The 20,677-nt window shown below is 59.9% G+C and carries 17 protein-coding genes and 1 pseudogene; 9 read left to right on the forward strand and 9 right to left on the reverse strand.

The window, feature by feature from the left end; all coding sequences use genetic code 11:
• Positions 1-65: 65 nt before the first annotated feature.
• Positions 66-701, reverse strand: coding sequence for an acyl-homoserine-lactone synthase (locus tag ACP16H_RS20595; RefSeq protein ID WP_425074121.1), 636 nt, complete (start codon positions 699-701; stop codon positions 66-68).
• A gap of 464 nt (positions 702-1,165) precedes the next feature.
• Between ACP16H_RS20595 and ACP16H_RS20600 the strand changes: the two genes are divergently transcribed.
• Positions 1,166-2,071: a LysR family transcriptional regulator gene (locus ACP16H_RS20600; RefSeq protein ID WP_425074122.1), complete on the forward strand. Its 906-nt coding sequence runs from the start codon at positions 1,166-1,168 to the stop codon at positions 2,069-2,071.
• A 17-nt stretch (positions 2,072-2,088) separates the two neighbouring features.
• On the opposite strand, the gene ACP16H_RS20605 is transcribed toward ACP16H_RS20600, so the two are convergent.
• Positions 2,089-2,682 carry a recombinase family protein gene (locus tag ACP16H_RS20605; RefSeq protein ID WP_425074123.1) on the reverse strand — a complete coding sequence of 198 codons (594 nt, stop codon included), beginning with the start codon at positions 2,680-2,682 and terminating at the stop codon, positions 2,089-2,091.
• A gap of 390 nt (positions 2,683-3,072) precedes the next feature.
• Between ACP16H_RS20605 and ACP16H_RS20610 the strand changes: the two genes are divergently transcribed.
• Positions 3,073-3,249 carry a type II toxin-antitoxin system CcdA family antitoxin gene (locus ACP16H_RS20610; RefSeq protein WP_425074124.1) on the forward strand — a complete coding sequence of 59 codons (177 nt, stop codon included), beginning with the start codon at positions 3,073-3,075 and terminating at the stop codon, positions 3,247-3,249.
• 194 nt (positions 3,250-3,443) lie between these two features.
• Complete coding sequence (locus tag ACP16H_RS20615; protein ID WP_425074125.1) at positions 3,444-4,106, forward strand: sugar transferase; 663 nt, start codon at positions 3,444-3,446, stop codon at positions 4,104-4,106.
• Between the two features lie 108 nt (positions 4,107-4,214).
• Here the strand turns inward: ACP16H_RS20615 and ACP16H_RS20620 are convergent, their stop codons facing one another.
• The 4 genes and pseudogenes from ACP16H_RS20620 to ACP16H_RS20635 all read right to left on the reverse strand — a co-directional run.
• Positions 4,215-5,228, reverse strand: coding sequence for an SDR family NAD(P)-dependent oxidoreductase (locus tag ACP16H_RS20620; RefSeq protein ID WP_425074126.1), 1,014 nt, complete (start codon positions 5,226-5,228; stop codon positions 4,215-4,217).
• Positions 5,229-5,804: 576 nt separating this feature from the next.
• The gene (locus ACP16H_RS20625) at positions 5,805-7,370 is read right to left on the reverse strand and encodes a hypothetical protein (protein ID WP_425074127.1); all 1,566 of its coding nucleotides are present in this window, start codon (positions 7,368-7,370) and stop codon (positions 5,805-5,807) included.
• 458 nt (positions 7,371-7,828) lie between these two features.
• Positions 7,829-8,011, reverse strand: a complete 183-nt coding sequence (gene mobC / locus ACP16H_RS20630; protein ID WP_425074128.1) for a plasmid mobilization relaxosome protein MobC — start codon at positions 8,009-8,011, stop codon at positions 7,829-7,831.
• 169 nt (positions 8,012-8,180) lie between these two features.
• A pseudogene (locus ACP16H_RS20635) lies at positions 8,181-8,252 on the reverse strand (hypothetical protein); the annotation flags it as partial.
• 468 nt (positions 8,253-8,720) lie between these two features.
• Here ACP16H_RS20635 and ACP16H_RS20640 point away from each other — a divergent pair.
• The 6 genes from ACP16H_RS20640 to ACP16H_RS20665 all read left to right on the forward strand — a co-directional run bounded on the left by ACP16H_RS20640 (position 8,721) and on the right by ACP16H_RS20665 (position 15,801).
• Positions 8,721-8,870 (forward strand): hypothetical protein, encoded by a 150-nt coding sequence (locus tag ACP16H_RS20640; RefSeq protein WP_425074129.1) that lies wholly within the window; start codon positions 8,721-8,723, stop codon positions 8,868-8,870.
• Positions 8,871-9,003: 133 nt separating this feature from the next.
• On the forward strand, positions 9,004-10,020 hold the full coding sequence (gene gmd, locus ACP16H_RS20645) for a GDP-mannose 4,6-dehydratase (protein WP_425074130.1): 1,017 nt from the start codon (positions 9,004-9,006) through the stop codon (positions 10,018-10,020).
• Positions 10,004-12,619: a glycosyltransferase gene (locus ACP16H_RS20650; RefSeq protein ID WP_425074131.1), complete on the forward strand. Its 2,616-nt coding sequence runs from the start codon at positions 10,004-10,006 to the stop codon at positions 12,617-12,619. Before gmd ends, ACP16H_RS20650 begins: the two co-directional genes overlap by 17 nt.
• Positions 12,616-13,551 (forward strand): hypothetical protein, encoded by a 936-nt coding sequence (locus ACP16H_RS20655; RefSeq protein ID WP_425074132.1) that lies wholly within the window; start codon positions 12,616-12,618, stop codon positions 13,549-13,551. Before ACP16H_RS20650 ends, ACP16H_RS20655 begins: the two co-directional genes overlap by 4 nt.
• An 11-nt stretch (positions 13,552-13,562) precedes the next feature.
• Entirely contained in the window at positions 13,563-14,360 is a 798-nt protein-coding gene (locus ACP16H_RS20660; protein WP_425074133.1) for a class I SAM-dependent methyltransferase, read from the forward strand.
• Between the two features lie 31 nt (positions 14,361-14,391).
• Entirely contained in the window at positions 14,392-15,801 is a 1,410-nt protein-coding gene (locus ACP16H_RS20665) for a mannose-1-phosphate guanylyltransferase/mannose-6-phosphate isomerase (RefSeq protein WP_425074134.1), read from the forward strand.
• A 657-nt stretch (positions 15,802-16,458) separates the two neighbouring features.
• Here ACP16H_RS20665 and ACP16H_RS20670 read toward each other — a convergent pair.
• From ACP16H_RS20670 to ACP16H_RS20680, 3 genes are read right to left on the reverse strand one after another with little or no spacing between them, the layout of a single operon-like run.
• A complete protein-coding gene (locus tag ACP16H_RS20670) occupies positions 16,459-17,070 on the reverse strand; it encodes a hypothetical protein (RefSeq protein WP_425074135.1) in 612 nt (203 codons plus the stop codon).
• A gap of 23 nt (positions 17,071-17,093) precedes the next feature.
• Positions 17,094-19,433: a glycosyltransferase gene (locus ACP16H_RS20675; protein WP_425074136.1), complete on the reverse strand. Its 2,340-nt coding sequence runs from the start codon at positions 19,431-19,433 to the stop codon at positions 17,094-17,096.
• Entirely contained in the window at positions 19,430-20,620 is a 1,191-nt protein-coding gene (locus tag ACP16H_RS20680) for a glycosyltransferase (RefSeq protein ID WP_425074137.1), read from the reverse strand. The genes ACP16H_RS20675 and ACP16H_RS20680 overlap by 4 nt, the downstream gene beginning before the upstream one ends.
• Between the last annotated feature and the right edge of the window lie 57 nt (positions 20,621-20,677).

Raw genomic sequence — 20,677 nt, forward strand, 5'->3', positions numbered from 1 at the left:
TGGCGTACCAGAAGTAGGTTAACAGAAGGTGTGCAGGGGCCGATTGCATACGGCCCCTGCTGCTTTTATGCCGCCAATGGCATGTGATGATGCTTCCAGCAAGTGGATGTGTGGAACCAGTTTTTCGACTGCTCGAGCGATACGCCTGCGCTCTGGGCCACGGCGTGCTTCAGGGGGTCAGAGAACGACCAAAGCCCGACGCTGATCTGCTCTTTCCCTCGACCGACGGATCCGAGGACCTCCGGTGCCGCGCCGATACGGCTGTAGATGCGGACCATGCGCGCATCGAACACGCCGACGAACCTCTCCACGTGAAGTTCTTGCATCAACTCTCCTCCTGCCAGCATCAAAGCAGCGGCAACCTTGCCTTTGCTGTCCGGTGCCAGGCAGAAGCGCGTGCATTCCCACGTGCCGTGATCTTCAATTTTGCGCCCACCGGTGATGTGCAGGAAATGTTCGTTGATCATGCAGCGGCCCATTGTGGGCAGGAACCGCATGGAGCCGCCATGCAGCCCGTCGTCTCGTTCCCAGATGACATAGAGCGGGTTCAGAGCATCATACTGGTCACGTTCCTGACCGTTGCTATCGACGGAAACGTCCCACTTCAGGCGGTCGTGAAACTGAATGGCTCGGTCCCGGAACATGGAACGAACGAGAGGGCTGTCTGCAGGCAACTCGTTGGCGTAGGCAAATCGGATCATTGATCATCCCCTGGCGAATTTACAGCCAAGGGTTGTTGCGCGCATGGTTAAGATAGCATTGCACCTTCGCGCCTCAGTTGAGTAAAATTCGATTTATTCATAATGCATTAAACCTATTTGAACGTGCCCTGCCCCTTGCCGGTCCCTCCGTCGAAGAGGAGATTTGCAGGTTGGCGCTCTACGCCTCATCGCTGGACCAACGGAGCGCCCGAGGCTTGGCGGACGCAGGTTTGTGCCGGCCCGGATCCGGCTCTGGTCGCACATGTGGCGGCCCAGCATGGCGCGCTCATCACTGGTGCAGTAGGTCGCCTGCACCGCCCCCCTCAAGGATAGCGGGATAACGAAGGCTGTCCCATGAATGAGGGGACGCTGGAGCCTGAGCACACGCAGGGGCTGTGGCCTTCGGCGCGGTTTACGGTTTAATGGCACCTGCAACGGATCACCCCCTCGCCTCCAGGAGCCCCATGACCACGAAAGACACCCAACCCGAGTTGAGCGAAGAAAAGCTCGAGATCATAAATGATCTGACGGTGTTTATCGCGACGTCGCAGTACTTGAGCTTCTCGGAAGCTGCGCGAGACCTCGGAACCTCGAGGGGCTACACCAGTCGGAAGGTAGCAAGCCTGGAGAAGCAGGTGGGCGCCACGCTCTTCGAGCGCAGCACCCGGAAAGTTGGGTTGACGGAAGAAGGACGGCGTCTCCTCGATCTGTGCCGGGGTCCGCTGGATGACCTGTTGCAAGCCATCCACCTGGTGGAGCCAGGCTGGCCTGGAAGGATCCGCATCACTGCGCCAGCCTTCGCGGCGCGCACCATGATCGCGCCGCGGCTGCTCGACTTTGCCGTGCAGTACCCTAGCGTGAAACTCGAGCTGACAACGACGGAACGGGGCCTGAGCTTTTCGCGCGACAACATCGACCTGGCCCTCATGCTGGGACCGCTGCGCGATCCCGAGATGAAAGCAATTCCCCTGTGGTCGGTGCCCTATTGTTTCTGCGCAGGGCGCGGCTTCATGGAGCGCCACGGGATGGGGGAGCGGGTCAAAGCACAGCGTTTCCTCTCCCTCCCGGCAATCACTTCGCACCAGAGCTGGATACTGGACAGCGGGGAACATCTCTCGCCAAAGAATCCGGTGCACGAGTTCGACGACCTGGACGTCGTGGCGGCCGCTGTCGCGCGCGACCTTGGCGTCGCAATGCTGCCACGGGAGATGGCGACGGGCGATGTCGTGCCTCTGGAGGTCATGGAAGCAGAGCCCATGTCCCGCCAGATGCTTGCCGTCTACCCCACCTTCCGCCTGTTGCCGGCACGGCTGCGCGCGCTCATCGCGATGTTGAAGGATGACACGCCTACAGAGGCCAACAGCGAATGAGTCCCCGGCAATAAGGCTCAGCCTGTCGAGGCTTCCTCGGCGGCGGCCCGCTTTAGCGCACGATAGATCGTCGGCCGGGAGACGCTGAACAGCTCGGCCAGGTCACTGATGGAGTACTCGCCCGTGCCATGCATCCGGCACAGCTCGCGCTGCTGCTTTTCCGAGAGCTTTGGCTGCTTGCCGCGCAGGCGCCCCTTGGCCCGGGCCACGGCCATGCCTTCGCGGGTCCGCATGCGCAGCAGGTCGGTCTCGAACTCGGCGAAGGTTGCGAGGATGTTGAAGAACATCTTCCCCATCGGGTCCGCCGGATCATAGATCGTCGCCCCAAGAGCAAGTGTTACGCCCTTGGTCTCGAGCTGTGCCGCGATGGCCCGGGCGTCCGGCACCGAGCGGGCGAGGCGGTCGAGCTTCGGGACGACGAAGACGTCCCCTGCCCTTGTGGCGGCCAGGGCCTGGTCCAGTCCCGGACGCGCGCGATTGGTCCCGGTCAGGCCGTGGTCCGTGTAGATGCGATCCTCCTGCACGCCCAGGTTCAGAAGGGCCTCGCGTTGGGCGGTGAGGTCCTGGCGGTCGGTGGAGCAGCGGGCGTAGCCGATTTTTGTGACGGTCATGGCGAAACTGTACGAATAGCCCCCCGCTTATGCAAATCAAATCGTACTGCTCATATGAGACGGATTCCGGACAGGTTTTCCGGAGCGCCGGAAGTGAACTGTCATGTGTCCGGTGAACGATCCCCTTACGGACAAGACATCCAAAAGCATGTCACTCGGAAAACCGCTTGATCGTATCTCAATTGAAATACACCTCATGCCCGCACAGACCTCCACCCACCCCAGCCACATGATCAAGTGATGCGCGGCGCCCGCGCCCTATCGATGTCAAGTGCCGTGCCTAAGTTTGAATGGAAGCGAGCAGCAGTCGCTGATCCCCTGCCCGACAGGAAGCCTCTTGGTGCGGCGCACTTTGGCACTTTGAGTGTGTATGTTCCGGATGCACATGGAATGCATCAGGTTGAAGAAGCAACGCAGCGCACCGACAGCCCTCTGACGACCGCAGAGGCTTTCCGCCTGGCAAGGACCGAGGCGTGGGCTCAAGAGAACGCGGCCGCCATCGCAGAGCGTCGCGCATGGATCGAAGCCAACGGAACACCGTTGGCGGATCTCCAGGTCTTGTCCTGATCCCCGAAGCCTGCGCATCCCCTGCCGCAATTTTGGGCAAAACCGCGCTCGCGATTGCTGCAGGCGAATATTCTGCTGACCTTCTGTGCATTGGGGCGTATTGTTGACGTGGGAGGGGACTCCCTGCATAGAAAACAAGCTTTTTTGAAGGTATGGAGCCACTCTTGGAATGGCTCCGAGGGTTGGGGGAATTCATGTTTGATCAGACCATGTTGGATGACGTCCCGTTGTCCATGGGTGGGGGTGCGCCGGTTGTTTCAGCACCACGTCGTCGGGTGTTTCCCATCGCAAAGCGCAGCTTCGACATCATCGCCTGCCTGCTCCTGTTGCCTCCAACCCTCTGTGTCGCCCTGTGCCTGCTGGCCCTGAACCCGTTCCACAACAAGGGTCGGTTGCTCTACACGCAGACCCGCATGGGCCGGGATTGCAAACCATTCACCGCGCTCAAGTTCCGCTCGATGACCGATGCTCCCAAGGTGCAGCGTTCCGCCAACGATCCCCTGGAAGCCGACCGGATCACCCCCCTCGGCGCCTTCCTCCGCAAGTCGCGCATCGACGAGCTGCCGCAAACCCTCAACGTCCTGAAGGGCGACATGAGCCTGATCGGGCCGCGCCCGGACTACTACGACCACGCCGTCGAGTTCCTCGAGCAGGTCCCAGGCTACCGCGAGCGTCACAGCGTCCGCCCCGGCATCAGCGGCCTGGCGCAGACCGAGCTGGGTTACATCGAAGGGGTCGAGGCCACCCGCCGCAAGGTCCGCGCCGATCTCTACTACATCGCCAATGCCGGCTTCCGTCTCGACGCGTGGATCTTCCTGCGCACCCTTGCTGTCGTCGCGCGCCGCGCAGGCGCCTGACCGGGGACGCCATCACCGACCTGCGAAAGAGCCCGACGAGGACGCGTGGTGGCGTGGACCGGGCGTCGATGCTCTCGCGGATCGCCGCAATCAGCCGAACATGGGGCCTCAGACCCCGTAATACTCCCGGTACCAGGCCACGAAGCGCGCGACACCCTCGCGGATGTCGGTATGCGGCCTGTACCCGGTCAGGCGTTCCAGCAGCGAGGCATCCGCCCAGGTTGCCGGCACATCGCCAGGCTGGATATCCATCAGGTTGCGCGTCGTCTTCTGCCCCAGCGCCGCCTCGATCGCCTCGATGAAATCCATCAGGCGTTCGGATTTGGAATTGCCGATGTTCACCACCCGGAAAGGCGCGACGGGCGACAAGCTGTCGCCCTCCGGAACCACCCCGTCCTCAGCCCTTGTCGGCACCGCGCCCTCCATCAGCAGGCGGATGGCGCGGACCAGGTCCTCGACATAGGTGAAGTCACGGTACATCTCGCCATGGTTGTAGACGTCGATCGGCTGCCCCTCCAGCGTCGCCTTCACGAACTTGAACAGCGCCATGTCCGGCCGTCCCCAGGGTCCGTAGACGGTGAAGAAGCGGAACATGGTGACCGGCAGGTCATAAAGATGCGCGTAGGAATGGCCCATGGCTTCGGTGGCCTTCTTCGTCGCGGCATAGATCGTCATCGGCGTGTCGGCCTTGTCGGTCTCGCGGAATGGCATCTCGGTGTTCGCGCCGTAGACGGATGACGTCGATGCCATCATCAGGTGCCCCACCGCGTGTCGCCGCGCCGCCTCCATCACGTTGAAGGTGCCCACCAGGTTGGCATCGACATAGGCGCGCGGGTTTTCCAAGCTATAGCGCACCCCCGCCTGCCCGGCCAGGTGCACGATCACGTCGGGCGCAAACGCATCCACCGCGGCGTCCAGCGCGGCGCGGTCCTCCAGCATCGCCTCCGTGGCGGTGAAGCCGCCCGATTGCAGCAGCATTGCGTGGCGGCGCTGCTTCAACGTGACGTCGTAGTAATCAGTCATGCCGTCGAAGCCCGCCACGGTGTGGCCCTCGTCCAGCAAGAGCTGCGCCAGGTGATAGCCGATGAAGCCGGCTGTGCCGGTGATGAAGATCCGTTTCATCCAGAGCCTGCCTTTCCGGGGAGATGACCGTCCTTCCCCCGTGTCGCCGAACACCGGCTGGGCTGCAACCCGGCATCGCGGCCCACGGGTCAAGGATCAGTGCCGATTGACAGTCCTGAAGCGCGCGTCGTCGGTCAGGCGTCGGGCATTTTGAAGTTAACGTTCCTGTTTCTTGCCAATTTCGTAAAAGTCCGCCGTCTCCCAACGCAAGTGGAGACGGCCCCAAGGGCTTGCAATCAATTTGGAACATCGTCCTGCAGGGGCGATTTGACGGCTTCTGCGGGAAGTGTTCTGCTGTTTGTCGCACGCGTCACGTTCAATGCGCCACGCCCTCTGTCGAATGCGCGGTGCTTGCTGTAGCCTGCATGCCGTCTTGTGTTAGAGGGCGAGTGGGATCCGTTCAGCGGATCATGCCACGCGCCAACGGCTTAACGTGTTCTGCGACATGCACAGTGCTGAATGCACAAGTACCTGAGATCAAGCAGAACAAGGCGTCCTCTTTGGGATCCTCGTGCCGCTGTTGAGAGAACATTCCACCTGTCCCGGCTGCTCAGCTCTCTGGGGTCGGCCGAGACGTCAGAACTCCAGAAGCGAAAACCGGCTGGTAAGACCAAGGCTGATACTGCTCGCCTCGTAGTCCCGGCCATAGGCCTGGGCGACGGAGGCCCGTAGAGCGACATTCTCGTTCACGGCCAGCTCCACGCCGACAGCCGGACGCACGATCGGGCCTTCGACATTGGCACCCAGCTGGACCTCGCCGAAGAATTGCATCCTGTCGCCGGAAAGGTATCGGCTCTGAACCCCGAGGCCGAGGGAGATCTCCCCGTTGCCGGGGTAGCTGCGATAGTCTTCGTAAGCGATCGCGATGCGACCTGGCATGTAGAAGTGATCGCCCAGCGACTTGTCCAGCTGCAAGGTCATCATGTTGAAGTCGTCGCGTTTGACGTCGAGATAGCTCACGTCGGTGACGGTCTCGTTCGCGACGCTGAACCGATAGCCCTTGAAGCGCCCGGAGATGATATTCCCCCGGCGGTTCTCGGCGGCAGGGTTGCCGAAGTGGCGGTTCAACGCGATGCCGACGGTCGCGTTGCGCGAGGAGCCGTCCACGGACATCAGGTATCCTGCGGTGAGTGCGACGCCGGTGGTGTTGTTCAGGCGGTACTCGGCGGACACCTTGGGGTAGACCAGCAGGCCGGACCCCGTTTCGATCAGCGAAGGCGCGTAACCGCCTGACCCGGCCCCGACCTGGGCATAGAGGTTGACCCGTTCCGAGAGGGCAAAACGCTTGCCTGCGCCCGCGATGAACTGGTTATAGAGTGGCAGCCCCTCGTAGCCCGCAGCGGCTGCCACGTACCAATAGCCGCCGCGCGGGCCGAAGTTGCTGTACTGCAGGTCGGCGGCGTGGATGTCCCCCTTGTAGCTGCCTTGCGGGTTGATCTGGTGATAGTTGTCGAGACCGAAGGACAGCATGGCCCCATGGCCCTGCAGTTCGGAGGCCGGCAGGAAAGACAGGCCGGTATTTTGCTTGTCGTAAGACCCCGTGCGATAGCCGAAGTCCTTCTGGAAAAAGATGCTCAGTTGGTCATCGTCGATCAGGGAGTCCTTGAACTCCATGCTCGAGTAGGTGAGACCAAGTGCATACCCGTCGAACTGGTAGCCCAGGCCTGCATAGGTGCGCAGGTAGCCCCCGGTTCCGGACAACTGGCGGCTCTGAGCGATGCTGAGGCCCCCACCACCACCGCCGAACGACAGGCCTGCATTCACGAAGATCCGGTCCGTGATGTTGGTCTGCGCATGAACGATGCCCCCGAGGGCCATGAAGCCACCGTACTCCCCCTGTGCCAGCGGGAAGTATCCCCCGAGCCCCAGGTAGGCCCAGTCATTCACGCGCAACATGGCGTGGGTGCCAAGCAGATCGATATCTTCAATGCCAGGAACGTTGATCTGCTGGTAATCCACCATGAGCAGGCCTTCGTGCTGGCGCTGCCGGCTCAGGGGTACGGAGAGGTCACCGACAGCGACGCTCTCGCTTTGTGCCAACAGGGGCGTGGCGCTCGACAGGCTTGAGACGGCGGCCAATGCCACCAGCAGGTGCGGCGCAAGGCCCGCCAGGCGGCGTGAGCCGAGTTTCGACTGTCTCATGGATGATCGCCCGTTACCTGCCATCTGCGCGTCCTCTTGGGGGGAAGCCTGGTAACTTCTCCCGTGGTCTCTTTGGGGGTGTGTGGAGACTGTCAGAACGAAATCACCCGCCGACACCTCGTGTCACGAGGGCCAGGACTGCCCGCACTTCATGCGCCCCCCGAAATCGCAAACATCATGCCTGCAACCTGGCTCACCTACAATCGGCTTTGGCACAGGATATGGTCATTCTACAGCATGTGTCATCTATATGCACACGCTGTGACCGGGGATGTGGCCCTCGGCTGTCAGGCCTTGGCCATATGGTTCTGAACATCAGCAAGGTCCCCCGGCTCCAACCGCGATCGCGAAGCGCCAGGTCGATGCCCCGAAGGGCGTTACGGCTCGCCATCAGCGTCCCTCGCGGCAAGGCCAGCCAAGGCATGGGTGATCTCAAGGTCCAGCACACTGCGCCGCGCTCACGACATCTCCTGGACCTGGTCGGCCAGATCGAAGACCAGCCCCGCAAGGGCGCGGACGTCGTGGTGACTTGAGGCCGGATACGACGGTCTCTCGCCCGGCACCCTGGCCTCGTTCAGACGCCGCGCAACCTGGTTCACGTTGTTGCCGACCCGGTTGAGCGCCGCGCCGAGGCTGCGCAATCCCACGCCGCGAAAGCGCCGCGTCGAACCGGCGCGGGTCTGGCTCTGACACGCGCATCGTCAGAACGCGCAACCGGCTTTTGTTGGCCGACTTCATCGAACGACCGTGACTGAGGACGTTGTAGATCGTCTTGGGGCTCACCGTGAAGCGCGCGGCGAGATCGCTCGCAGCAACGCCCTTGGCCCGCTCTCGAACGATCGTTGAGCGCTCCTGATCGGTCAGGCGTCGGGCTTTGGGCATGTGAAGTATACGTTCCTATTTCTTGCCAACTTCGTACAAGCCCGCCGACTCCCAACGCAAGTGGAGTCGGAGATAAGGGATTGTACTCAATGTGGAAAATCGCCCCTCTCGGGCGATTTTACGGCTTCTGCGGAGTGCATCCCGCGCGCTGCCTTCCGCGTTCCGCGGCCCGGTTCCTGTCACCTGCTGAACGCCTTTTGCGGGGAGTGTTCCGCTGCTTGTCGCGCGCGTCACGTTCAAGGCGCCACGCCCTCTGTCGAATGCGCGGTGCTTGCTGTAGCCTGCATGCCGTCTTGTGTTAGAGGGCGAATGCGCTCCGTTCAGTGGATCATGCCGCGCGGAGGATGTCCCCTTGCCCGGCCGGATAGGCGGAATGTCCCAATGCCCCCCCAGAGCGGGTATCCAAACGGCGTTCCAATCCTTATATCTTCACGAGGTTGCACACCGGTGCAGACATGAGAGGCGCAGATGCTGTTCACCCGGATACCCGCCTGTTTCCAAGGCACCGAACAGGACCAGGAGCGGTTTCCCCGTGGCTGGTGGGTTCTGCCTGCCGTGCCCATGGCCCTGTTGCTGTGGGCCGTGACGCTCTACGGGCTGTGGCACGTGCTGGCCTGACCCCGGGCAGATCCGGGTACGTCCGGGCATTTCTGCCAAAACGTCTTCACCGCTAAAATTACCGTGGCTCGCTTAACCTGCATTTAAGCATGATTGAGCCAGACAAGGGGCACGAGACACAGGAGGCCCCACCATGAAGACGGCATTCATCACTGGCATTACCGGACAGGACGGTGCTTACCTCGCCAAGCTTCTTCTGAGCAAAGGCTACGAAGTCCACGGCGGGGTGCGGCGGATTTCTCATCCGGAGACCACGCGGCTGGATCTGCTTGGCATCACCCGCGATATCCACTTGCACGAGTTCGACCTCGGCGAGCCAAACAACATCTTCCGCACCATCCGCGACCTCAAGCCCGACGAGTTCTACAACCTCGCGGCCCAGAGCTTCGTCGGATCGTCCTGGGACCTGCCTGCCTATACCGCGGACGTCGATGGCATGGCCGTGGTGCGCATCCTCGACACCCTGCGCACCGTCTCTCCCGAGACCCGCTTCTACCAGGCCTCGACCTCGGAGATGTTCGGCCTTGTCCAGGAGGTGCCACAGCGCGAGACCACCCGTCTCTATCCCCGCTCGCCCTATGGCGTCGCCAAGGTCTACGGTCACTACATCACCATGAACTACCGCGAGAGCTTCGGCATGCACGCCAGCTCCGGCATCCTGTTCAACCACGAGTCCCCGCTGCGCGGGAAGGAGTTTGTCACCCGCAAGATCACGCTCGGCCTCGCCGCCATCGCCCGCGGCGGCAACGCGGCCGTCGAGCTTGGCAACATGGATTCCAAGCGCGACTGGGGCTTTGCAGGCGACTACGTCGACGGCATGTGGCGCATGCTGCAGCAGGACGAACCCGATGACTACGTCCTGGCCACCGGGGTCACCACGACGATCCGCGACTTCTTCACCTATGCTGCCGAAGCACTCGACATGAACCTCGACTGGGTCGGCGAAGGCGAGCAGGAGACTGCCATCGACCGCAAGAGCGGCCGCCTCGTGATGAAGGTGAACCCGAAGTTCTACCGCCCCGCGGAAGTCGAGCTGCTCATTGGCGATGCCACAAAAGCCCGCAATGCCCTTGGCTGGGAGGCACAGACCAGTGTCCGTGACCTCGCCGCCATGATGGCCAAGGCGGATTTTGATGCCCAGGCTGCCTGACAAGGTCCTGGCACTGCGTGCCCGCCTGGAGCGCAAGCTGGGCGGGTTCCGGGGGCATGTCGACGGCGTGATCGGGCAGGAGCTTCAGGGCTGGGCCCAGAAGCCCGCCGATCCCCGCCTGCGTCCGCGCATCGGCGTCTTCGTGCAGGGCGCCCGCATCTGCGAGACCAGTGCCAACATCCACCGCCAGGACCTGGAGACCGCCGGCATCGGGGATGGGCGCTACGGCTTTGCCGTGCCGCTCGCCCCCGAACTCATGCGGCTGGCCGAGGCCAATGGCGGCACGGTCGAACTGCGCATCCTCGCAGGCTCCACCAGCACACACCTGGGCCATCAGAAGCTCTGCGATGGCGATCAGTCCAACCCGGTTCGCCATGACAGCGCACTCAGGAAGCGTCTCTATGCCAGCCTGAACCTGCTCTCCGACCTCGCCCGCATGGCCCCTCCCCCGCCCCTGGTGCCACACCGCCTGTCCCCGCAGGCTGCGCGGCTCTTCGGATCGCAGAACTATCTTGAGCCGACGCGCCCGCTGCCTTCCCCGATGTGCGCCTACACCGAGTTCGTCCGCTACCGGAACCGCGTCGACAGCCAGTTCGATCCGGACGCCCGTCCCGCCGAGCTCGCGCATTTCCACAAGTTCTACCTCGGCGCCTACGCCCCCATGCGCCGCGGCCTGCGCGTCCCGCTCTCCGCCGAAGCCATCGCCTGGCTGAACGAGCCGGTCATCATGCCAGGTCAGCCCCACCACCTCTCGCGCGCGGCGTGGGCCTTCCTGCTCGAGGTTCACCCCATCCTGCACACCATGGATTTCTCCAACCCGGATTGGGTCGCCTGGGCCACATACTGGTGGGCCATCAACCAGGTGCAGGCCATCGGCTGCGAAGACTGTCTCGTCCCCGAGGACATGATCGCCACGCTCGCCCACGTGCCCGAGCGCTTCAAGGGACAGCCCTGGCCCCTCTCCGAGTTCATGATCCGCCAGCACGCGGAGACCCCCGAGTTCGCCGAGTTGGCGCTCGACACCAGCGCGGGGCGGCGCGACCTGACCTGCGCGCTCATGATCCTCGCCATCTCCCGCCCCGACCTCCTGCGCTACCTGCCCGAGACCTCCCGCGAGGCGGCACTGGCCCCGGCCCCCTCCCAGGAAGCCCGCAGCACGCTCTCCCTGCGCAGCCTGCGCGCGCCCACCGCACTCCCGCAGCCCCCCTCCCCCCTGGCCCGCTTCTGCGAGAGCCTGGGGCTGTCCCTGCCCGTTCTGGACCGCAAGACCTATGCAGCCGTGCTGCGCCATCGCGGCTTCGATCTCGACGCCCTGGTGTTCAACACCTTCACCGAGGAGGGGCACCGCCTCGAACTGGCGCGCCTGCCCGCCCCGGAAGGAGAAAAGGTCGACATCCAGGTCATCGGACCCGTCAGGAAGGCCTCCGGCCTCGGCCAGGCCACCCGGCTCTCCGCTGCCATGTTGCAGGACACCCTCGCTCGGGATGCAGGCCTCACGATGAACACCGTGGACTTCAGCCTCGACAACCCCGCCCCGGAGGGCTTCAACGCCGAGCGTGATGTCTCCGATTACCGGCCCGCCCGCGTCAACCTCTTCCACCTCAACGCCGAATCCATCCCCCTCTCGGTGGCCTACCAGCCCGATGTCATGGAAGGAGCCTACAACATCGGCTACTTCTACTGGGAACTCGACAGTCCCGCCGCCTGCCATCACCTGGCCATGGACCTCCTCGACGAGATCTGGGTCTCTTCCGATTACGGCGTCTCGATCTACCAGCCCCACACCGACAAGCCGGTGATCAATGTCGGCATGAGCTTCGAAGCCCTGCCCGAGATCGAGCCCGCGAAGGCCCGCGCCTTCCTCGAGGAGAAGAGCGGCATCCCCAAGGGCCAGTTCGTCTTCCTGACCACCTTCGACAGCTTCTCCTTCGTCCAGCGCAAGAACCCGCTCGGCGTCCTCGAGGCCTTCACCAAGGCCTTCAAGGGCGTGCCCGACGTCCGCCTGGTCATCAAGACCCAGAACCGCACCCGCGTGCAGGACCCGGTCCAGATGCGCATCTGGAAGGCGATCGACGAGAGGCTCGCGGCGGATCACCGTATCATCCTCATCGACGAGACCCTGCAGTACGGCGATGTTCTGAAGCTCAAGAAGGGCGCGGACGCCTACATCTCGCTGCACCGCTCCGAGGGCTGGGGGTTCGGCATGCTCGAGGCCATGAACCTCGGCGTCCCCGTGCTCGCCACGGGCTTCTCCGGCAACATGGAGTTCTGCGACCCGGACACCTGCTGGCTCGTCGACCACGATCTCGTGCAGCTCACTCCGGACGACTACATCTTCGTGCGGCCCGGCCAGACCTGGGCCGAGCCGCGCGTCGACCATGCCGCCCGCCAGATGCGCGCCATGAAGGAGGACCCCCTCGAACTCGCCCGTCGCGCCCAGGCCGCCCGCCGCAAGGTCCAGGCCGAGTTCTCCGAGGCCGTCATCGGTGCCCGCTACGCCGCCCGCATGCGCGACATCCTCGCAGCCCTCGACAGCGCCCCGAGGATCGGGCCGGAAACCGGGCCCGAGGACGGCACGGACTGGAGGGCCAGCGCATGAGCACGGCGGCCCAGGTCCCGCAGGTCACCTTCGCCCACGTCTCGGGCGTCAGCTGGCCGCGCAGCGGGCATCACCTGCTGGTGCGCCTGCTCACAGGCTACTTCGGCCCGGCCTTCGTCTACTGCGAGCATCACGTCGGGCGTCCCACGGATCCCGCGATCCCAGCCTGTTGCCGCCAGAGCCCCTGCGCCCATGCCGACCGCGTGGTCTTCACCAAGAACCACGACTTCGCGCTCGCCATGCCCCAGCTTCCGGGCAAACGGTACCTGGTCCAGTACCGTGACTTCGCGCCCTCGGTCGTGTCCAACTTCGAACTCGCCGTGCGGGAGGGCCTCGAAGACACCCCCGAGAGCTTCCGCCGCTTCGCCAGCGAGCGCTTCACCCCTTACCTCGACTTCCTCTCGAAATGGGTCACCTCCGACTTCGCCCAGGGCGAGGCCGTCCTCCCCCTGCCCTACGAGGATCTCGTCTCGGCGCCTGTCGAACAGCTGGACCGCGCGGTTCGACACATCGCCCCGGGGCATGTCCCCGATCCTGCCCGCCTGCGCGCCGTGGTGGCCCGCGTCGATGCGCAGCGCGTGGCCGACCGCAAGATCGAGGTGCTGCAGAACGCCGGCGTGCATGCCAGCCGCGATGTCACCACCTTCCGCTTCTATGACCGGCCCCTCTTCGGCCTTCTTGGTGCCCTGACCCTGCGCCGCCAGGAGGTGGCCCAGACCTTCCAGGACCTCCTCGGGCGGCCCCCCGCCGAGCACAACATGCTCGCCTTCCAGGCCTACGAGACCCGCGAGGCCCTGGCCGCCTTCATCCGTTCCACCCCCGAGTACCGGAACCGGCAGGTCTCCCCTGCCCCGCCGGCGGAGCAGAGCCCCACCCCGCGCAAGTTTACCCGCAAGCGGCACAACGACCGCCTCGGATGTTCGCAGACCTGACAGGAGCTCCCATGTCCCAGATCGATACTGCCGCCATCCGGGCGGAAGCCGCAGACCACCGCTGGTTCCACCGCATCAGGATCTTCGACGACTTCGAGACACCCGGCATCGACAAGACACCGGAAAAACTCGCCCATCTCGACGCCCTCGGCCTGCCCAGGGACATGACCGGAAAGCGGGTTCTCGACATCGGTGCCTGGGACGGCTTCTTCTCTTTCGAATGCGAGCGGCGCGGGGCCACCGTCATGGCTCTCGACCACGTGGATGCCAGCGCCACCGGCTTCCACATCGCCGCCCGCGCCCTCGACAGCAAGGTCGAATGGCGCGTCCAGAACCTCTACCACATGACCCCGGACGAGATCGGCACCTTCGACATCGTCCTCTGCCTCGGTGTCATCTACCACCTGCGCCATGTCCTCCTCGGCCTCGACCGGGTGCGCGGCGTGATGAAGGAGGGGGCCGAGCTGTTCGTGGAGACCGCCGCCCTCGACAACCATGCCCAGCTCGACGATGGCACCTTCGGCTCCTTCGTCGAGGCCTGCCCGGGGGCCAACCGGACGCCGCTACTGCAGTTCTATCCCGGCAGCGAACTCAACCGCGATGCCACCAACTTCTTCTCGCCCAACCACGCCGGGCTCCTGGCCCTGCTCAAGGCCGCCGAGTTCGAGGTTATCGCCGACGAATCCGGCTCGAAACACCTGCCCACGCGCTCCATTGCCCGTGCCCGCGCGGTGACACGTCCCGACATCGCCTTCTACCGCGACCGCGATGAGGCTGTTCTCTGCCGGAGAACAGCCTACAAGGGCTGAAAACACGCATTTTACCCGAGGAGATTGTCCGATGATCCATCCTGTTCTGCTCTGCGGTGGCTCCGGCACCCGGCTCTGGCCCCTCTCGCGCAAGTCCTACCCCAAACAGTTCGCCGATCTCCTGGGCGACAACAGCCTCTTCCAGGCCTCTGCCCTGCGCTTTGCCTGTGCGGGCTTCGCCGATCCCCTCGTCGTCACAGGTGACCCCTTCCGCTTCATCGTCACCGAGCAACTCGACGAGATCGGCGTGCGTCCCTCGGCCATCCTGATCGAGCCAGAGGGCCGCAACACCGCTCCCGCCGCCTGCGCCGCTGCCATCCAGGTGCTGGAGAAGGATCCCGACGGGCTCATGCTCCTCTTGCCCTCCGATCACGCCATCTCCGATGGTGCCGCCTTCCGTGCAACCATCGCCGGTGGTGTCCAGGCGGCCGAGGCCGGCCAGATCGTCACCTTCGGCATCGCCCCGACCCGTGCCGAGACCGGCTACGGCTGGCTCGAGACCGGCGAGGAAAGCGACGGCGCCCTGCGCCTCGAGCGCTTCCTCGAAAAACCCGATCAGGCCAAGGCCGACACCCTCTTCGCCGACAAGCGATACCTCTGGAACGCCGGTGTCTTCCTCGCCCGCGCGGACATCATGATCCGCGCCTTCCAGGCCCATGCTCCGGAGATCCTCGCACAGGTCACAAAGGCCATGGAGGCCGCAAAGGCCGACCTCGGCTTCTGCCGCATCGATCCAGAGGCCTGGGCCAAGGTCGAGGACCTTTCCATCGACTACGCTGTCATGGAAAAGGCCTCCAACCTCTCCGCCGTGCGCTTCGACGGACACTGGTCCGACCTCGGCGGCTGGGAGGCCGTCTGGCTCGAGTCCGGCAAGGACACCGACGGCAACGCCGTCTCACCGAACGCCACCGCCCTCGACTGCAGGAACACCCTCCTGCGCGCCGAGGCCCCCGACCAGCAACTCGTCGCCATCGGCCTCGAGAACGTCGTCGCCGTCGCCATGCGCGATGCCGTCATGGTCGCCGATGTCTCCAAGGCACAAAACGTCAAAAAGGCCGTCCAGATCCTCAAGGACCGCGGCATCAAGCAGGCCCTCGAGTTCCCCGTCGACCACCGCCCCTGGGGCTGGTTCGAGACCCTCGTCCTCGCAGACCGCTTCCAGGTCAAGCGCATCCACGTCAACCCAGGTGCCGCCCTCTCCCTGCAATCCCACCATCACCGCTCGGAGCACTGGATCGTCGTCCAGGGAACCGCAAAGGTCACCGTCGATGACGACGTCCGCCTCGTCACCGAAAACCAGTCCGTCTACATCCCTCTCGGCGCCGTCCACCGCATGGAAAACCCAGGAAAAGTCCCAATGGTCCTCATCGAAGTCCAAACAGGACCATACCTCGGCGAAGACGACATCGTCAGATACCAGGACGTCTACGCAAGAACTTGAAAAAACACAGAGCCCCTGCAAAAAAACAGGGGCTCAAATGCCAACTCAGCATGGACTCCTGGCCTCACCGCTCCCGCGCCGTCTCGACCGGAGGGCGCTCGACACCGTAGTGTCGCCCACCCTCAACCTCATCCGTGATGACGCTCGACCGCGCAGAACTCTCCCGGCCAACCATCACACCAATCACAAACAGGTAGCAAACCTGCGACAAGACCACCGCCAAAACACCAAGGCCAAGGATCGACCAAAACCCAAACCCCAAAAACCATGCTCCAAGCGACTGAAAGCACACGTATACAATCAATCCAACGATAAACGCTCCAAACCGCAACGCCCCCTCCCCCGTTTACAAAACAATCAAAGCTTACCCACAATCCCGTAACCTGACACGCAAAACAACGAAGGAATACTCAGACGTCGAGGCTAGCACCGGCAAGCTACAAGCCGCTCCTGAAAAGAGCTCACGCTCGCCGAAAGTTCAGGAAAGTCTTCGATCGCGCCCCATCGAAAATCTCGGTAGATGACCTGCGCCGCATCGCGGGAACTAGCGTTTCGTGGCCAAAATACGCAGCAAGGACCTCCGCCATCCGCCTCTCGATAGTATTTGTGAAGCCCTGGGTCTATCCGGCGCCCCAAATAGCGCGCCAAAACACCATTTCAGATACGCACCCAGTATGTTTTTTGCATGGCAGCTTCATCTGACTCCAAGATGGTCTCAAGAACGCGATCTATAGATTCATGGCGATTATCTGGGACATCAAAAGCCACTACCAACTCTTGAAGTAACTCGAGATCCTGCAGAGAGCAACTTCGCTTGAGAGACACAAGGAAAAGAAATGAAATCAAGTCAATTGCCGAAATAGACTTGATATCGACGACGAGAACCTCACCTAGCCAGTTAGCGACAGTATCCTCCTGAACTAAGAGAATCTTGTCTTTAGCTCTGAGATCAGCCGCTACCCCCTCAAGAGCGTTGCGTATTTTCCCCGAGCAAAAAAAATCATCTATTCCTGCGCCACCCGCTGGATCCAATTGAAGCAAATCGTGCAGTAAAAACTCTTTTACAGAGGGAGAGTGGAAGAATGAAACGCCCAAAATCTTAGAATCGCCCCTTTCTAAACGATTCGACATCAGGTTTCTTGACAACGCCAATGCGGAAACTGCAACCCTACGAAAGTCGTCGCCGCTGACACAGTTGCCAAGAGCATGAAGAATACTAGCGTACTCTTCATGCAATAATCTAGAAACAATATCTCCATTTCCAATCATCTAAAACCATCCCATTCATATATTTAAGACATGGATGCATTAACGCCGTTTACCCTGAGTATGAGGCGATGCAAGGATTTTCGGTACCGTTCGAAAGATGCGGTCTCTAGAGCATATTGCCTGCCAATGTCCGACATTCTTTTTCTCGCCGATGGATCACAAAGTAATTTCCGCAAGCAGTCTGCTAGATCTTCCCGAACATTTGATACAGCCGGCACCTTGGCAACTGCTTGTTCTGGAAGGTCAGAGAAACTTCCGTTGTCAGACACAACCAGCGGACAACCCAAATACATGGCCTCGTAAACAACCCCAGAAGACTCACCCAATGTCGGAAACCTCAGATTCACAACTACGTCACAGGAACAGAGATTTTCAATGAAATCATTTTGATCCGCGAAGCCCACCAAGCTGACAAGGTCTTTCATGTCATACCGGTCTATAGCATCTTTAAGAACTCTCTCTTGGTCCCCCAAATCACCTACAAATCGAAGCTCTATTGGAAAACCTTCCGATCTTAGTCTGCTTACTGCCGCCAGCACCTCAATTGGCAATTTGAACTGAGTCACGTGCCCAAAGCAACCAATTACAAATTTTTTGGTAGGCGGTTTTCTTTTGTGAACGTCATCACGATTGGGAGGCAGCGCTAATGGCGCCATTTCCAAGAGCACAGACGATTCGCCAACTTCACGAAGGATTGCATCTCGACCGTATCGGTTATGCACAAGAATTCCCCCCGACCTCCTAGCCAGCACAGACAGTCCGGTACAATCAAAAACGGATAACCCATCGAAATCACTATCGATAAATCTAGCGACAACCTCCCGTGAAAAATGATTCCGCAACACCTCTATATACTCATTTTTCAAAATTCCAGCCCGATAGCTGAACTGCAAAAATGGATGAATAAAAACATCATGAACAATTGCTATTGATTTCTTGGAAAGCGCGTGCGGATATATCCATGAATGATATCGAAAGTTATTGCCAATTTGGCATAAAATAATGTCATAATTTTCAGCATCAAAATCATGGCTACTTACGAAACTAAGTCCCCGAAAAAATTCGTCACCCTCGACACCTTTAGCGACCACCGTCAAATCAAAATCCTCCACTAACGAATGAGCCAGGATCTCTGCAAAGTTGGCAACTCCGCTTCTTTGAGGTGGCCATGGCGTTAATAGAGCAATACGCAGACGGGTATTTTTTGAAGCCGGCTCAGGCTCAGGTAAAGAAATGCCTCGAATAATACGAGCGTAATCAAGTCCCGTCTTCCGCCAGGTATATTGTCTCGCATGATCCGTCAGTACATCCCGAGAAATTCGACCCGACGACAGGTCAGACAGACATTTCTCTAGCGCATCTATAATTTGCTCCTCACATGAGGGATCGAAATAGTACACCAAATCGCCGCCCACCTCTCGGCTGGCCGGTATATTTGAGCTAACTACCGGTACGCCACTAGCCATTGCTTCGATGATTGGTAGACCAAATCCTTCATCGTAGGATGGCATGGCCGCGATAGATGCGTTTCTAACTAAATGTGCCAAACTACAGTCACTAACAAAACCGACGATTTCAACCGCATCCCGACACTTATTCTGATCCACAACCTTCCAAATAGAATTTTTAGTGGCTTCAGATAGACTGCAAACGATTTTTAGTTTTAGATCTCGGTGAACTTGGTGAAACTTGCAAAAAGCGGAAAGAAATCCCAATATATTTTTTCGACGATCATCCCCCGAAACGAGAATTATATAACCGTCATTAGTCGCCATTGCTTCAGGCGCCATGAATATATCATGATCTATTGCGATAGGCGCCGCGCATATCCTTGATGACATCGGCGCAACCTCACGGCTCTGCTGCGCAACAGTATTTGATATTGCTGCTATGTGGACATTTGATGCCCCCAGAAATTCAACTCGCCTTAGATACTCATCTCTCTCTTCACCCGACCATTGCGAAAGATAAAGCTCGGGATTGAAAAGAGGAATGTAGTCATAGATCGTGAGCAACGTAGGCAAGGACAGATGGTAGGGAAGTATCTGATCAAGCATCATAGGGTTAGGATGCCAGAATAGAGTGTCAGGTTGCCCCCCTCCGATATTTTCAATTTCAGCGGAGTAGAGAGCAGACCTCTGATCAAACGGTCGATTGAGAATCCTCTCGTCGATACGGTGAAATGTAGCTACACGCTCCAAATATGGATTCTCTCGAATAAAAGCGTCATCAAGACCCATTATAAAGATATCCGCAAGCGGAAAATTAAAAATTATCTCCGAAAGCAAGCGCTGCATCGTTTTCCCTATGCCACGTTGCCACGTGGGAGTTCGAGCGGTCAGTCCATCTATGATAATTTTCACGAACACACCTCAACTATACCTCTAAGACGGCGCAAAAAACCATCCCAATCGCAAACCTTGTCTGCGTATTTCACTCCATTCCAGCCCAATATATCATTTAATGTTTTATTTTTGAAATGCTGTAGCGCACTGAAGTATTCAGATGGAGTCTCACATGCATATCCACCCAGACTTTCATCCACATGAGATCGCATAACTTCGCATTTCTTATGAACTAGAACAGGAATTTTATGTTGCCAAGCTTCAAAAACAACAAAACTAAAGCTTTCATTTAGACTCAGGTTCACCAACCCCATTGCCGCAGATAATAATTTTGCTTTTTCCACCTCATCAACACGCCCTGCGAACCTAACGAATTGGCTTTTGAATTCAGGTATTACTCCTGAACCAACCATTATAAGCGGCACGACATCTTCACCCTCTCTCCGCATGTTTTCACAAGCGGCATGGTGCCATTGCATCAATTGTGTAATATTCTTTCCTTCGTCAAGCCTGCCGACATAAAGCATGTAATCCCCAAGCAATTTAGCAGTAAGCGACGAACTATTATCGCGGACAAGGGTTTCGTTGATATATGGCAGAGAAAGCACCGGCGTTTCAAACTTAGCGCGGTCAAAGGCATGTCCGTGCACTCGAATGGCCAGTTGTTTCTCAGCTTCAGTTAGTAGCAAGAGGCCACGAGCACTCCGTATGAGACGAGTGACACTTTCAAAATAAAATGGAACCTCGTCATGAAATGCGGGCATCACGATGACTCGACCAGGGCACGCCGAAACCACGTTATGGATCAACGCCTGATAGAATGGCCCTCCGATTATCAGAACGTCCTCTGGTAACGCACTTACTGCAGCAACCAGATCGCAACTTGTCATCCCGTAACGAAAGAAGTCATCCCTCATGTAATAGTTCATGTTTTTGGGATCCTTCAGTGCGGCGACGGCGCGAACATACCTGTCAAAACCTCTTACATCTACGGAGAAACGGCTCACAGGAATTCCGGAAATTAATTCCCGCTCATTAGGCTCAGGATTTTCCAACCAGTCGCCGTATGGGACAATAGAGCGTGATGTAAAAATTTCTACTTCATATCCCAAAGCTATTAATCCATTGGCGATCTTCAGCAGGGCAATCTCGGCTCCTCCAGATTCAACCCCAAACCATGGCGCAACTATTACTGCTTTAGGCAAAGGACCCCTCCCCAAGAATGAAAAATTATTACGTTTTTGATCGCATATTTTCTGACG

The organism is Sagittula sp. S175 (assembly GCF_049800975.1).
Taxonomy (GTDB): domain Bacteria; phylum Pseudomonadota; class Alphaproteobacteria; order Rhodobacterales; family Rhodobacteraceae; genus Sagittula.

Bases quoted from the DNA above. Each gene is read 5' to 3' on its own strand.
- ACP16H_RS20595 (WP_425074121.1), bottom strand. From the start codon at position 701: ATGATCCGATTTGCCTACGCCAACGAGTTGCCTGCAGACAGCCCTCTC.
- ACP16H_RS20600 (WP_425074122.1), top strand. From the start codon at position 1,166: ATGACCACGAAAGACACCCAACCCGAGTTGAGCGAAGAAAAGCTCGAG.
- ACP16H_RS20605 (WP_425074123.1), bottom strand. From the start codon at position 2,682: ATGACCGTCACAAAAATCGGCTACGCCCGCTGCTCCACCGACCGCCAG.
- ACP16H_RS20610 (WP_425074124.1), top strand. From the start codon at position 3,073: ATGCATCAGGTTGAAGAAGCAACGCAGCGCACCGACAGCCCTCTGACG.
- ACP16H_RS20615 (WP_425074125.1), top strand. From the start codon at position 3,444: ATGTTTGATCAGACCATGTTGGATGACGTCCCGTTGTCCATGGGTGGG.
- ACP16H_RS20620 (WP_425074126.1), bottom strand. From the start codon at position 5,228: ATGAAACGGATCTTCATCACCGGCACAGCCGGCTTCATCGGCTATCAC.
- ACP16H_RS20625 (WP_425074127.1), bottom strand. From the start codon at position 7,370: ATGAGACAGTCGAAACTCGGCTCACGCCGCCTGGCGGGCCTTGCGCCG.
- ACP16H_RS20640 (WP_425074129.1), top strand. From the start codon at position 8,721: ATGCTGTTCACCCGGATACCCGCCTGTTTCCAAGGCACCGAACAGGAC.
- gmd (WP_425074130.1), top strand. From the start codon at position 9,004: ATGAAGACGGCATTCATCACTGGCATTACCGGACAGGACGGTGCTTAC.
- ACP16H_RS20650 (WP_425074131.1), top strand. From the start codon at position 10,004: ATGCCCAGGCTGCCTGACAAGGTCCTGGCACTGCGTGCCCGCCTGGAG.
- ACP16H_RS20655 (WP_425074132.1), top strand. From the start codon at position 12,616: ATGAGCACGGCGGCCCAGGTCCCGCAGGTCACCTTCGCCCACGTCTCG.
- ACP16H_RS20660 (WP_425074133.1), top strand. From the start codon at position 13,563: ATGTCCCAGATCGATACTGCCGCCATCCGGGCGGAAGCCGCAGACCAC.
- ACP16H_RS20665 (WP_425074134.1), top strand. From the start codon at position 14,392: ATGATCCATCCTGTTCTGCTCTGCGGTGGCTCCGGCACCCGGCTCTGG.
- ACP16H_RS20670 (WP_425074135.1), bottom strand. From the start codon at position 17,070: ATGATTGGAAATGGAGATATTGTTTCTAGATTATTGCATGAAGAGTAC.